This is a genomic window from Pedobacter sp. AC212 (assembly GCF_979258625.1).
The window spans coordinates 4,970,031-4,983,187 of record NZ_OZ409870.1; the positions used below are offsets into that span (position 1 = coordinate 4,970,031).

General features: G+C 37.9%; 13 protein-coding genes. 4 read left to right on the top strand and 9 right to left on the bottom strand.

Annotated features, from left to right (window positions below; genetic code table 11):
- The first annotated feature begins 18 nt into the window (after positions 1-18).
- Positions 19-579 (top strand): NUDIX hydrolase, encoded by a 561-nt coding sequence (locus ACZZZC_RS21380; protein WP_463488092.1) that lies wholly within the window; start codon positions 19-21, stop codon positions 577-579.
- Positions 580-720: 141 nt separating this feature from the next.
- Here the strand turns inward: ACZZZC_RS21380 and dnaA are convergent, their stop codons facing one another.
- From dnaA to ACZZZC_RS21395, 3 genes are all read right to left on the bottom strand, one after another.
- Positions 721-2,151: a chromosomal replication initiator protein DnaA gene (gene dnaA / locus ACZZZC_RS21385; protein WP_056852006.1), complete on the bottom strand. Its 1,431-nt coding sequence runs from the start codon at positions 2,149-2,151 to the stop codon at positions 721-723.
- A gap of 582 nt (positions 2,152-2,733) precedes the next feature.
- Entirely contained in the window at positions 2,734-4,281 is a 1,548-nt protein-coding gene (locus ACZZZC_RS21390; RefSeq protein WP_463483920.1) for an acyl-CoA mutase large subunit family protein, read from the bottom strand.
- A 120-nt stretch (positions 4,282-4,401) separates the two neighbouring features.
- The gene (locus tag ACZZZC_RS21395) at positions 4,402-4,932 is read right to left on the bottom strand and encodes a DUF7935 family protein (protein ID WP_056852025.1); all 531 of its coding nucleotides are present in this window, start codon (positions 4,930-4,932) and stop codon (positions 4,402-4,404) included.
- A 91-nt stretch (positions 4,933-5,023) separates the two neighbouring features.
- Here ACZZZC_RS21395 and ACZZZC_RS21400 point away from each other — a divergent pair, with 91 nt between their 5' ends.
- Both ACZZZC_RS21400 and ACZZZC_RS21405 read left to right on the top strand, forming a co-directional pair.
- Positions 5,024-5,377 (top strand): HesB/IscA family protein, encoded by a 354-nt coding sequence (locus ACZZZC_RS21400; RefSeq protein WP_010601380.1) that lies wholly within the window; start codon positions 5,024-5,026, stop codon positions 5,375-5,377.
- Positions 5,378-5,479: 102 nt separating this feature from the next.
- On the top strand, positions 5,480-6,709 hold the full coding sequence (locus ACZZZC_RS21405) for an ABC transporter permease (RefSeq protein ID WP_056852004.1): 1,230 nt from the start codon (positions 5,480-5,482) through the stop codon (positions 6,707-6,709).
- Positions 6,710-6,733: 24 nt separating this feature from the next.
- Here the strand turns inward: ACZZZC_RS21405 and ACZZZC_RS21410 are convergent, their stop codons facing one another.
- The 5 genes from ACZZZC_RS21410 to ACZZZC_RS21430 all read right to left on the bottom strand — a co-directional run bounded on the left by ACZZZC_RS21410 (position 6,734) and on the right by ACZZZC_RS21430 (position 11,373).
- On the bottom strand, positions 6,734-7,405 hold the full coding sequence (locus tag ACZZZC_RS21410; RefSeq protein ID WP_463483922.1) for a tyrosine-protein phosphatase: 672 nt from the start codon (positions 7,403-7,405) through the stop codon (positions 6,734-6,736).
- Between the two features lie 83 nt (positions 7,406-7,488).
- The gene (locus ACZZZC_RS21415; RefSeq protein ID WP_463483923.1) at positions 7,489-8,046 is read right to left on the bottom strand and encodes a hypothetical protein; all 558 of its coding nucleotides are present in this window, start codon (positions 8,044-8,046) and stop codon (positions 7,489-7,491) included.
- Positions 8,047-9,069, bottom strand: coding sequence for a UDP-glucose 4-epimerase GalE (gene galE / locus ACZZZC_RS21420; RefSeq protein WP_463483924.1), 1,023 nt, complete (start codon positions 9,067-9,069; stop codon positions 8,047-8,049).
- Between the two features lie 2 nt (positions 9,070-9,071).
- Positions 9,072-10,061: a UDP-glucuronic acid decarboxylase family protein gene (locus ACZZZC_RS21425; RefSeq protein ID WP_463483925.1), complete on the bottom strand. Its 990-nt coding sequence runs from the start codon at positions 10,059-10,061 to the stop codon at positions 9,072-9,074.
- Between the two features lies 1 nt (position 10,062).
- Positions 10,063-11,373 carry a UDP-glucose dehydrogenase family protein gene (locus ACZZZC_RS21430; protein ID WP_463483926.1) on the bottom strand — a complete coding sequence of 437 codons (1,311 nt, stop codon included), beginning with the start codon at positions 11,371-11,373 and terminating at the stop codon, positions 10,063-10,065.
- A 63-nt stretch (positions 11,374-11,436) separates the two neighbouring features.
- On the opposite strand from ACZZZC_RS21430, the gene ACZZZC_RS21435 reads away from it, so the two are divergent.
- Positions 11,437-12,654, top strand: coding sequence for a 3-deoxy-D-manno-octulosonic acid transferase (locus ACZZZC_RS21435; protein WP_463483927.1), 1,218 nt, complete (start codon positions 11,437-11,439; stop codon positions 12,652-12,654).
- Here the strand turns inward: ACZZZC_RS21435 and ACZZZC_RS21440 are convergent.
- Positions 12,647-13,153: a gluconokinase gene (locus ACZZZC_RS21440; RefSeq protein ID WP_463483928.1), complete on the bottom strand. Its 507-nt coding sequence runs from the start codon at positions 13,151-13,153 to the stop codon at positions 12,647-12,649. The genes ACZZZC_RS21435 and ACZZZC_RS21440 overlap by 8 nt on opposite strands.
- Positions 13,154-13,157 lie beyond the last annotated feature (4 nt).

Genomic DNA, 13,157 nt, shown 5'->3' on the forward strand with positions numbered 1-13,157 from the left:
GATTTCAGATTAAGAAATATGACCAAAATTGAAAAGTGGCGAAAGCTTGCTTCTAAATATTTAGTGAAAGAAAAGTGGGCTACGCTAAGAGTAGACGAAGTGATGCTTCCTAACGGGACTGTTAAAGATGATTATTTCGTACTCGAATATCCTGATTGGGCCACTGCGATCGCCTTAACGGAAGAAGGCAAAATGATATTGGTTCGGCAATACCGCCATGCTGCTGATATCGTTTCTTTGGAAGTTCCTGGCGGTGTAATAGATGGAGATGAAGGTCCGGAGGCAGGTGTAAAGCGGGAGTTATTGGAAGAAACTGGTTACACCTTCAAAACTTGCAAACTGGTTGCCGAGCTCTATCCCAATCCGGCTACAGCAAACAACAGAACATTTACTTATGTATTAACAGGCGGGATTAAAACGCATGAACAACATTTAGATGAACACGAAATTCTAAGCGTTGAAGAATATACCATTGATGAAGTAAAACTATTACTTAAAGAAAATAAGATTGCCCAATGTATACACGTGGCCGCATTGCATTATGGTTTAGCTGCGCTAGAGGACATGAAAGAAGTATAAAACTCTTTTCACCCTTGCCCTATTTGGGAACGTAGCACTCGACGAGTACAAAAAAAGGTCCTGATTTGAATTCAAATCAGGACCTTTTTTGTGATAATAGCTATCAAATATATTTAATAAATCATCTTCCTTAAAACCTGATTAGCTCATTTTCAATTTCTTTTGGATATCATGAACATAAGCTTTAAATTTCTTATCCGTATCGATTAAATCTTCTACCGTTTGGCAAGCATAAATTACCGTACTATGATCGCGGCCACCAAAGAAAGCACCAATAGTTTTTAGTGATGATTTGGTATGGCTCTTTGAAAGATACATTGAAATTTGGCGGGCCTGTACAATTTCCCGTTTCCGGGTTTGCGACTTTACCATATCAACCGGAACCTCAAAATATTCGCAAACCAATTTCTGGATATATTCCATTGAAATTTCTTTCGATGTATTTTTAATAAAGTTCTTCAACATTTGTTTAGCTAACGCTAAATCGATCTCTTTCTTATTCAACGTTGCTTGGGCAAGTAAAGAAACCATAGCACCTTCCAGCTCACGAACATTATTATCAATGTTATGCGCAACGTATTCAACTACCTCACCAGGCAATTCAATTCCATCTGCATACATTTTCTTTCTTAAGATGGCAATACGCGTTTCCAAATCAGGGATTTGCAAATCGGCAGATAGACCCCATTTGAAACGACTTAAAAGGCGTTCTTCCAAGCCAGCTAAATCTTTTGGTGCTTTATCTGAAGTTAAGATCACTTGCTTACCAGATTGGTGCAGATGATTAAAAATATGGAAGAAAATATCTTGAGTCTTCTCCTTACCGGCAAAATTGTGTACATCATCCATGATGATTACATCCATTGCCTGATAGAAATTCACAAAATCGTTAATAGTATTGTTCTTTAATGAATCTACAAACTGCTGGCAAAATTTCTCACAGCTCACATAAATCACCAGTTTATCTGGCATGCTGCGTTTAATTTCATTACCAATTGCTTGCGCTAAGTGAGTTTTACCCAAACCAACCCCACCATAAATCATCAATGGGTTGAATGAAGTTCCACCTGGTTTTGCCGCTACGGCATATCCTGCAGAGCGAGCTAAACGGTTGCAATCGCCCTCTATATAATTTTCAAAAGTATAATTGGAATTTAATTGTGGATCAACATTTAATTTTTTTAATCCAGGGATGATGAAAGGGTTTTTGATGTCCTTATTTATTGAAACTGGGATTGGCATCGATTGCACTTTTGCCTCTGCCCCATTTCCATTTGATGGCATGTTTGTGGTATATGGACTACCACTGTTCGATGATTTATCAACAACGATATTATATTCCAACCGGCCATCCTCTCCAAGTTGTTTTTTTACTGTTTTACGTAGTAAGCCTACATAATGTTCTTCAAGCCATTCGTAAAAGAACAAACTTGGTACTTGTATGGTTAAAACCTTACCTTCCAATTTAAGGGCTGTGATAGGCTCGAACCAGGTTTTGAAACTTTGGTTCGGGATGTTATCCTTAATAATTTGAAGACAGTTCTTCCACACTTCTGTACAAGTTTTTTCCATTGCGATTTTTATAATTTATTGGTTTACAGTACCGATTCGAATTAAAAGGATGGTCCGTTTCGGGACTACGAATATTGAGAAAATTATCAACATTTTAAACAAAAATCTCAAATAAATCGTAACGTACTGATAAGGAATATGGTAGCTTGCTTAACCTCAATTTTTTGTGTTGATAACTATTTATTAACACCGGTTTTCCACATTTCCCTTCATTTAACGCCAATATCCGAACCTTATTTGAATCTCCCTCACAGAAGCAAAATCCAAGCCACTACACCATTTTGTTGGGGTATTTGTTAGAGTTTTTGTTTTGGAAAAACCAAAGAACTGACTATCAAAGCAATTACTTTAAAGCAGATAAAATGGTGTTAAAATTTTCCCGTTGAAACGGGATACATTGTGGTAAGATTTCCCCTTTTTACATCCTGAGTAGACTAGATTTATATTTAATGTCTGAGCCAGTTTAGTTTTAGAATATGTCGTTGTGCTTGTAGCCTAATAACTTTATAACAGAAAACATACGACTGGACTGGAAGCGCTTATTATATGAAAAGCTCTAGGCTAAAAATGAAGTATCAGTTGTTAATACTCTCCAAATACTTTACGCAATACGTTGGCAATTTCGCCTAGTGTTGCATATTTCTCTACGGCATCAATAATCAGCGGCATCAAATTTTTAGTACCGATTGCTGCTTTCTCCAATGCATTGAGTGCTTCCATTACTTCAACGTTGTTACGTTCGCTTTTTAAGCGGTGAAGTTTTTCGGTTTGCAACACGCGGATAGAATCATCGATATTAAAAACCTCTGTTAAACCCTCCTCTTGTTGGGTAAATTTGTTTACGCCCACCGAAATCCGCTCACCTGTTTCAATTTCTTTTTGATATTGATAAGATGCACTGGCAATCTCATTTTGCATGTAATCACTTTCTATGGCATTTACCGAACCTCCCATCGCATCGATCTTATCAATATAAGCCCAGGCCGCGGCTTCAACTTCATCAGTTAGATTTTCGATAAAGAATGAGCCCGCTAAAGGGTCGACTGTATCGGTTACGCCACTTTCAAATGCTATAATTTGCTGTGTACGCAAAGCGATTTTTGCCGCAGCTTCGGTGGGTAAGGAAAGCGCTTCATCATAGCCATTGGTATGGAGCGACTGCGTTCCGCCTAATACCGCAGCCATGGCTTGGTTGGTTACCCTGATTACATTGTTGAGTGGCTGCTGCGCAGTTAGCGTTGAGCCACCCGTTTGAGTATGAAAACGCAACATTTGAGCCTTTTCATCAGTAGCACCCAGGTCTTTCGTTATCTTTGCCCACATTCTTCGGGCTGCCCTAAACTTGGCAATCTCTTCAAAGAAGTTATTATGGCAATTAAAGAAAAACGACAAACGTTTTGCAAATACATTAATATCCAAACCCTTATCTATCGCAGCTTTCAAATAGGTTTTTCCGTTAGCCAGAGTAAATGCCAGCTCTTGCACCGCAGAAGATCCCGCTTCGCGGATATGGTAACCAGAGATAGAAATGGTATTCCATTTTGGTACTTCTTTACTGCAAAACTCAAAAATATCGGTAATTAACCTCATTGATGGTTTTGGAGGATAGATATACGTTCCTCTTGCGGCGTATTCTTTTAAAATATCGTTTTGGATGGTACCCGATATCTGTTTCAAATCTGCTCCCTGTTTTTTAGCTAATGCAATGTACATGGCCAATAAAATTGATGCCGTCGCATTGATCGTCATCGAAGTGGTAATGTTTTTCAATTCAATACCATCGAAAAGAATCTCTATATCTTTTAACGAATCGATGGCCACACCTACTTTTCCAACTTCTCCATCTGACATTTCATGATCAGAATCGTAGCCGATTTGCGTAGGTAAATCGAATGCTACCGACAATCCGGTAGTTCCCTGGGCCAATAAATAATGGTAACGTTTATTTGATTCTTCTGCGGTAGAAAACCCCGCATATTGACGCATGGTCCATAACCTTCCGCGATACATATCTTTCTGAATTCCTCGGGTAAAAGGAAATTCACCAGCTTTTTCTTCCATCGGCTTTGCCGAAGTATAAATCTCTTTAATTTCGATGCCCGAAGTGGTAGTATGTTTGTTATCGCTCATATTTGGTTAGTTCAATAGGCCTTGTCGATTTGTGAACTGATCGCTACTTGTAATATCACTAAATCAATTAATACTTCTTTTTAAATTGATCAACTTTAAAGCCAATCGCTTATTATCAATTTAGAATAGCTTCTGAATATCTTTTTTGATCAACTCTATAGTCAAATCATAAGGATTTTCATCAATACTGGCCATGTGTTGTAAAATCGCTTTACTTAATTCAATACCATTTGCATCAGCAGGTAATCCTTGCACAGCATTATTAATCATAGCGATGGTATCATCCTTAAGTTTTCGTACCACATTCCAGGTTACGCTATCTACATAGAGCTGTTGCGTAATGTTATGTTGATATTCGGACCGCACCTCATTTAAAATTCCGGCTTGTAATGTTCCAATGCCTATCCCTTGTTGATGGAGGCGTACTAACAAATTAGCAGGATTGATGCGATCAGTAAAAATGATCAATCGTTCGTGTGCCTGTAAGCGCAACGGTAATAAATGTGCTCTACTTTCCTTATTAAGTTCAATATTTTTTAAGTTGAAAAAACGTTGTATATCGTTCTTTAAAATATAATAAACCGCCATCAAGGCTAAAAAGATACCTGCAAATAGAATAACTATATCTGTTAAAATCTGTTGAATATTCATACTATTGTTTAAATACGGTAATATTAACCCACCGTTAAAAGCAAAAATGTGCATTATTATTTATATTTGTAACAGATAAAATTTAAATAACATGAGCACAACAGTTGATACATCATTTGCACCAGTTACTTTTTCGGAAGGTGCAGCAAAAGAGTTATATAAATTAAAAGATCAGCAGGAGATTAGTGAGGATTATGGTTTACGTGTAGGCGTTGAAGGTGGTGGCTGCGCTGGAATGAACTACGTTTTAGGCTTCGACCAGAAAAAAGAAGGCGATCAGGAATTTTTTATTGATGGCATTAAGGTTTTTATGAACAAAGCACATCAAATGTACCTGATGGGTATGATGATTGACTGGCAAGATGGTTTAAACTCTCGCGGTTTTACATTCGTTAACCCGAATGCTACAAGCACTTGCGGTTGCGGAACGAGTTTCTCGGCATAAATAAAATATTATTGTAACATATAGTGCGGTCCCTTTGTCTAAACATCGGGACTTTTTTTATTTTTACAGGCTTTGTCCGCCAAACGCTTATCGCAATACTAAATGAACTACAGAGAAAACATCAGACTGGCATTAGAATCTATCAAGGGCAATCGCTTACGCACCATGCTTACTGCCCTAATTATTGCCATAGGTTTAATGGCTCTGGTAGGTATTTTAACCACTCTTGATGCTGTAAAGAAAAGTATGACTGATGCTTTTAGTAGCATGGGTGCCAACTCATTTACAATTAGAAACCGCGGAACAGGAATTAGAATTGGAAACGGAAAAAGACCAAAACCTTTTAAATCTATCCGTTATGAAGATGCCGTTAAATTTAAAAATGGCTTAAATGCCCCGGCTACGGTTGCCGTTAGTGTTTTTGCCAGCGGTGGTTCTACCGTAAAGTATGGTACATTAAAAACAAATCCTAACATTAACGTTCAGGGTATAGATGAGAATGGATTAGCTTCGCAAGGCTTGAGTTTATCAGAAGGTAGAAACTTCGGACTTTCTGAAGTTGCCATGGGAAGCAATGTGTGTATTGTTGGAGGAGAAGTTGTAGAACGACTTTTTAAGGATTCTGATCCGATGGATAAGTTGATCAACGTTGGAAACAATCGTTTTAAAATTATCGGCGTGTTGGCAAAAAAAGGTTCTAGTATGGGGTTTAGCGGAGATAGGGCAGTATATGTTCCTTTGTTAAAAGCCAAACAGATTAATGCCAACGCTAATCCATCTTACACCATCACTGTAATGGTATCTGATAATAATGATCAGGAAAATGTAATTGGCGAATCGACAGCGTTATTTAGAAATATCCGTAAAGTAAAAATTGGCGAGGGCAATAATTTTGAAATTACCAAGAGCGATGCCATTGCGCAAACCTTATTCGAAAACCTGGCTTTTGTTGCCGTTGGCGGCGTAGCGATCGGTATTATTACTTTACTGGGCGCTTCTATTGGTTTGATGAATATTATGCTGGTAAGTGTTACTGAGCGTACACGTGAAATCGGAATCAGAAAAGCCATTGGTGCTAATCCTCAGGTTATTCGCAGACAATTTCTAATTGAGGCTGTGGTAATTTGCCTAATGGGCGGGGTATTAGGTATATTTTTAGGCATTGTTTTAGGAAATGTGATATCATTAGCCATGGGCGGTGCCTTCATTATTCCATGGTTTTTCATTATCGGAGGCTTTGCCCTTTGTGTGTTGGTAGGAATCGTTTCCGGATACTATCCAGCAAAAAAAGCCTCGAAATTAGATCCTGTTGAGGCTTTAAGATATGAATAAGCCCCAATTTCGCAAACTGGCTGATTAAATCAACACATTATTTAGCTGATGCTGGCTTAGTAGGCGCTGCATTATTGGAGTAGTCAAGCTATCTTCCAGCGCAGCTGCATGTTTTAAGTGGTGCATGTCGCTTCCAATAAAATCAACCAAATGGTTTTCGGCCATTTCTTCAGCAACTTTTTTGGCACCGGAGCCATAATATCCTGTTAAGGCAATTGAATTCACTTGCAACAAACAACCAGTTTCTTTGATCTGGCTATAATTTTCTAAACTGCCGTAGTAGTATGGATAGCGTTCGGGATGAGCAAGCACCGGTTTATAACCTGCATCTTGCATCATTTTTATCGTGTCGAATAAATTTTGAGGCGCATTGATATAAGAAAGTTCAAAGAGCAAGTAATTGCTACCAAAAGTGAGCACTTCTTTTTGCTTAACTTTCTTCTCTAATGTTTCATCTAGATAATATTCGGCGGCGGCGTCAACCTCCAAATCAAGCTGAATTTCTTGTAAACCTTTCCTTAAAATATCTAAACTGCGATTAATGGTATCAGGCGTATTGCGAAAATAATCGGCCATGATATGTGGGGTGGCAATTAGTTTTTTAAATCCCAATGATTTGAACTTTTTAGCCAGTAGAATCGAATCATTTATGGTTTGTGCACCATCATCTATCCCAGGAATAATATGAGAATGCATATCAGTTCCAATATTTGAAAAGTTAAATTCGGGAACTATTTTTTTCTTCTTAAACAATCCGAACATAGCGATAGATCATGACTTTAACTTAATTCTTTTGGCAAATTTGATGCTTCGGCTGCCGCTGCTAATTTAGAAGAATAGATTTTATCGAGCAAATTATTTAAGCTTTCGCTTAAATCAAACTGCAAATCTTCATGCAGTTTCTTGTACTTATTAATGGTTATTGCAACTGTTTTAATGTAAAACGATGAAAACAAAATCATATAATCGCGATAGCCAAAAATAGATTTTCGGTAATCGAAAGGAACGACATTTAGAATGAAGAGCTTCAGTTCTACTTCTCCGATAGGATCTTTTGTAACCTTATAAAAATGGTTAACCGATGTGATCATTTTTCTCACTTTAACTAAAGCCTCTTTTGCATTGAGTTTTCTAAGTTCAGAAACTTGTTCGCTCACATCGGTTTTTATTTTTTCTTTGCGATCTTCCAGATCACTTTCACTTTCTAAAAGTTTGTAGTGAAGATGTTCTGTGAGCACTTTATCTTTGGCTATTAAACGCAATAAGAGCTTATCTTTTTCTTTGATAGGCAAATCTGTAATTGCCGTTTTTAGATCTTTGTGCTCTGATAATTTCATTTAAAAAGGGTTAGCCTTGATGTATTTTTCCCACTCCCAAGCCGAACGCATCATTTCATTGATATCAAGATTTGCTTTCCAGCCTAATTCATTATTTGATTTTTGCACATCGCCAAAAATCTGTACAATATCACCAGCTCTTCTTGGTCCGATTTTGTAATTAAGTTTTTCTCTGGTAACATTTTCAAAGGCTGAAATAATTTCCAAAACTGATGATCCTTTACCCGTTCCGATATTGAAAACCTCATAATTTGAGTTTGCTTTACCATCTTCGAGACGTTTTATGGCAGCAACGTGAGCTTTGGCTAAATCTACCACGTGAATGTAATCGCGAATGGCAGAACCATCAGGTGTTTCATAGTCATCGCCATATACTGTAATCGGACCACGTTTACCAATAGCCGATTGTGTGATGAAAGGAACCAAATTTGCCGGAACACCATTTGGCAATTCTCCTATCAATGCAGTTTCATGTGCGCCAACCGGATTGAAATAACGCAAAGCAATTACATTTAAATCTGGAGTAACCGCAGCCGTTTCGGCTAAAATTTCTTCGGCAATTTGCTTCGTATTTCCATATGGCGACTCTGCTTTTTTAACCTCAGCAGCTTCAGTTACTGGTAGGCTATCTGGCTGACCGTAAACCGTACAAGATGATGAAAATACAAAATCAATTTTTTTATTGAATGATACAAGGAGGTTGATTAGCCCATAAAAATTATTTTTATAATATTTTAAAGGTTTTTCTACCGATTCTCCAACTGCTTTTGAAGCCGCGAAGTGGATAATGCCTGTGATATCGGTATTATTTTCCGCGAAATCCTGTACAGCTTTATCATCCTGAAGATCAATTTCTACAAACTCAAACCACTTACCAGTAATGGCATGCAATTGGGTTAAAATTTTAATGTTCGAGTTCGAAAGATTATCAACGATAATCACTTCATAACCTGCATTATGCAACTCTACTACGGTGTGCGAACCAATATATCCTGTTCCGCCGGTAACTAATATCTTTGACATTTTTAACGGTTAAATGTGGTAAAATCTTTATGATCTATTTTCGCTAAAGCCTCTGGAGGCAATGATTTAAAATATTCGTAGGTAATTTTTAGTCCTTCTGCACGTCCTACTTTTGGCTCCCATCCTAAAATTTCTCTTGCTTTGGTGATATCAGGTCTTCTTTGCTTTGGATCGTCCTGAGGAAGCTCCTTATAAACTATTTTTTGTGATGTTCCTGTAAGCTTGATAATCTCTTCGCAGAACTGTTTGATGGTAATTTCATCTGGATTACCGATATTCATTGGTTGGGCATAATCGCTCATCAACAGGCGGTAAATCCCTTCTATTAAGTCATCAACATAACAAAAAGAACGGGTTTGACTACCATCACCGAAGACAGTTAAATCTTCGCCCCGTAATGCCTGACCAATAAATGCTGGTAAAACCCGACCATCATTTAGTCGCATTCTTGGTCCGTAAGTATTAAATATCCTTACGATTCTGGTTTCTACGCCATGGAAAGTATGGTAAGCCATGGTGATGGCTTCCTGAAAACGCTTTGCTTCATCGTAAACCCCACGAGGACCTACCGGGTTTACATTTCCCCAATATTCTTCGGGCTGTGGGTTTACACTTGGATCACCATAAACTTCGGAAGTTGAAGCAATAAGCATTCGGGCACTTTTGTTTCTGGCCAAGCCTAATAAATTGTGCGTTCCCAATGAACCAACCTTCAACGTTTGAATGGGGATTTTTAAGTAATCAATCGGGCTAGCTGGCGAAGCAAAATGTAAAATATAATCAAGCTTGCCAGGAATGTGCACAAATTTGGATACATCGTGATTGTAAAATTCAAAATTTTCCAGCTTGAACAGATGTTCTATATTTGCCAGATCTCCGGTAATCAAATTATCCATCCCGATCACATGGAAATCTTCTTTTATAAACCTATCGCATAAATGCGAGCCTAAAAAACCTGCTGCGCCGGTGATTAAAATCTTCTTTTTGCCCATGTTAATCTATTAGCTTTCTTCCTATGCTGTTATAATAGTAACCAAGATCGATCATTTTTTGCAAATCGTATAAATTGCGACCATCAAAAACTACTTTACTTTTTAAGGCTTCATCAATTTTATCGAAATCAGGATTTCTAAAAACCGACCATTCTGTAGCAATAAGCAATGCATCTGCATTTTCTAAGGCTTCATATTGGTTTTTAGCATAATTCACTTTATCACCTATGGTATTTTTTACATTCCCCATTGCTTCCGGATCGAAAACCGTTACAGTTGCACCGTTGGCAACCAGTGAATCAATAATATATAAAGCCGGCGCTTCGCGGATATCATCCGTTTCTGGTTTAAAAGCCAGACCCCAAAGAGCAAAATGCTTGCCTTTAATATCGTTTTTGTAATATTTTAACACCTTATCAACTAAGATGGTTTTCTGTCGTTCATTAACCTCCATCACCGATTTTAAAATCTGGAAATCATATTTGTAATCATCCGAAGATTTAACCAGCGCCTGGACATCTTTTGGGAAACAAGAGCCACCATAACCTACACCTGGAAATAAAAAGCGCTTTCCAATCCGGTCATCAGAACCGATTCCTTTTCTAACGGCATCAACATCAGCACCTACTAACTCGCAGAGATTTGCAATTTCGTTCATGAAGGTGATTTTAGTGGCTAAAAAAGAATTTGCAGCATATTTTGTTAATTCAGAAGAACGCTCATCCATAAAAAGAATGGGGTTTCCCTGGCGAACATAAGGACCATAAAGTTCGGCCATTATTTTTTTTGCTTTCTCACTTCTGGTACCAAGCACCACACGGTCTGGCTTCATGAAATCATCAACAGCAACACCCTCTCTTAAAAATTCTGGGTTCGAAACCACATCAACCTCAATACTAGTATTCTCCGTGAAAACCGCTTTTACTTTATCGGCCGTCCCTACCGGAACGGTAGATTTGTTGACAATGATTTTGTACTCTGTGATTAGCTTTGAAATGTCTTTTGCTGCACCTAAAATATAAGATAAATCTGCAGCCCCATCTCCACCCGGAGGCGTTGGCAAAGCCATGAAAATAATTTGAGCATCCTTTATTGCATCGGCCAAAATTGTGGTAAAGGTTAGCCGACCTTGTTCTATGTTTCTATGGAATAATAAATCTAAACCAGGTTCGTAAATGGGAACCTCGCCGTTCTGCATTTTCAGAACTTTATCCTCATTTATATCCACACAAATCACATCGTTTCCTGTCTCGGCTAAACATGTTCCGGTAACCAATCCTACATATCCGGTACCAATAACGGCTATCTTCATATATTTTTAAGCTTTTTAAATATATTCGTTTTATCTTGGCCACGAAGATAGGAATTTACAACAATGCTTTTGCTTTACATATTAGGAATTAGAGTTTACCATGTGATTATTTTGATTTTTTCGCTGTTTAATAGCAAAGCGAAATTATTTATAAAGGGCCGTAAAAACCTTTTTAATGAAATAAAGCAAAAGGTGGATGCTGGAGAAAAACATGTTTGGCTTCACTTCGCTTCATTGGGAGAATTTGAACAAGGAAGGCCAGTATTAGAAAAACTTAAGGTCCTTTTTCCAGCAAAAAAGATTTTAGTAACGTTTTTTTCTCCTTCGGGATATGAGATTAGAAAAAACTATGCGCTTGCAGATGTTTTTTACCTTCCTATCGATACTGCTCATAACGCCAAGCGATTTCTGGACTTGATTAATCCGGAGATGGCTATCTTCACTAAGTATGAATTCTGGCATTTTTATTTCAAAGAATTAAATAACCGCAACATTCCACTCTATGTGATTTCAGGAATTTTTAGACCAAACCAAGTTTTTTTCAAATGGTATGGAAGTTTTTATCGCCAGATTTTAAAAGCAGTTTCCTATTTCTTTGTTCAGAACGAGGAAAGTAAAAAGCTCCTGAGCTCAATTGGATTGGTTAACGCGGTAGTTAGCGGCGACACCCGTTTTGATCGGGTTTATGAAAACGCTAAATCCCCTAGAAAGCTTACAGAAGTAGAAGATTTTATCGGTAATTCACCGACATTAATTTGTGGAAGTACCTGGCCGGAAGACGAAAAATTTTTATCGGCTTTGCCTAAGAAATATCCTGATTGGAAATTTATTATTGCACCACATGAAATTCATGAAAGCCATATTGAAAGTATAGAAAAGCAATTTCCTCTTGGCAGTGTGCGGTTTTCAGTTCTCAATTCTAATAATCAAACGCCAAACGCCGAATACCAAACGCTCATTGTAGACAACATTGGTATGCTTTCTTCTTTGTATCAATACGGGAAATTGGCTTATATTGGTGGTGGTTTTGGAGCGGGAATACATAATACGCTTGAAGCTGCGGCATTCGGTTTACCTGTAATTTTTGGCCCGAAGTACGATAAATTCCAGGAAGCTAAAGATTTGATTGTAATAGGTGCGGCAAAAAGTATTTCTTCTGGTGATGAGTTACTAACTGCATTTGAATCGTTCGCAGCAAACGAAATTGCTCCGATTGCTGCTAAAAAATATGTAGATGACCAAAAGGGGGCAACGGATAAGATTATTTCAATGATTATTTAACCAAACCAGCCTTAACAACATCATCCACAATTTCTGAAACTTCCTGGTCTATAGATACAATAAACACATCCTTTTCATCGGCTTGCGGTTCTTCCAAAGTATCAAACTGGCTTTGCAATAGACTACTTGGCATATATTGGTGAGAGCGTTTTGAAATCCGATCAAAAATTAGCTCATAACTTCCCTTTAAATAAATGAAACCCATTTTCGGATTGGTCGCTCTTAAAATATCACGGTATTTACGTTTCAATGCTGAGCACGCAATAATGCAGGTGGTTCCATGTTCAGCATGATCATGACCAACCTTTGCGATAAGATTTAACCAATCCAACCGATCTTCATCAGTAAGCGGAATGCCGGCAGCCATTTTATCTACATTTCGTTGCGTATGCAAATTATCACCGTCAATAAATTCAGCGTTGAGGTTTGGGGCAAGGGACTTACCAATAACCGTTTTGCCACTACCAGAAACCCCCATTAAAATGATAAATCTTGCCATTCTT

Bases quoted from the DNA above. Each gene is read 5' to 3' on its own strand.
- ACZZZC_RS21400 (WP_010601380.1), top strand. From the start codon at position 5,024: ATGAGCACAACAGTTGATACATCATTTGCACCAGTTACTTTTTCGGAA.
- ACZZZC_RS21380 (WP_463488092.1), top strand. From the start codon at position 19: ATGACCAAAATTGAAAAGTGGCGAAAGCTTGCTTCTAAATATTTAGTG.
- ACZZZC_RS21440 (WP_463483928.1), bottom strand. From the start codon at position 13,153: ATGGCAAGATTTATCATTTTAATGGGGGTTTCTGGTAGTGGCAAAACG.
- ACZZZC_RS21430 (WP_463483926.1), bottom strand. From the start codon at position 11,373: ATGAAGATAGCCGTTATTGGTACCGGATATGTAGGATTGGTTACCGGA.
- ACZZZC_RS21390 (WP_463483920.1), bottom strand. From the start codon at position 4,281: ATGAGCGATAACAAACATACTACCACTTCGGGCATCGAAATTAAAGAG.
- ACZZZC_RS21395 (WP_056852025.1), bottom strand. From the start codon at position 4,932: ATGAATATTCAACAGATTTTAACAGATATAGTTATTCTATTTGCAGGT.
- ACZZZC_RS21410 (WP_463483922.1), bottom strand. From the start codon at position 7,405: ATGCATTCTCATATTATTCCTGGGATAGATGATGGTGCACAAACCATA.
- galE (WP_463483924.1), bottom strand. From the start codon at position 9,069: ATGTCAAAGATATTAGTTACCGGCGGAACAGGATATATTGGTTCGCAC.
- ACZZZC_RS21405 (WP_056852004.1), top strand. From the start codon at position 5,480: ATGAACTACAGAGAAAACATCAGACTGGCATTAGAATCTATCAAGGGC.
- ACZZZC_RS21435 (WP_463483927.1), top strand. From the start codon at position 11,437: ATGCTTTTGCTTTACATATTAGGAATTAGAGTTTACCATGTGATTATT.
- ACZZZC_RS21425 (WP_463483925.1), bottom strand. From the start codon at position 10,061: ATGGGCAAAAAGAAGATTTTAATCACCGGCGCAGCAGGTTTTTTAGGC.
- dnaA (WP_056852006.1), bottom strand. From the start codon at position 2,151: ATGGAAAAAACTTGTACAGAAGTGTGGAAGAACTGTCTTCAAATTATT.
- ACZZZC_RS21415 (WP_463483923.1), bottom strand. From the start codon at position 8,046: ATGAAATTATCAGAGCACAAAGATCTAAAAACGGCAATTACAGATTTG.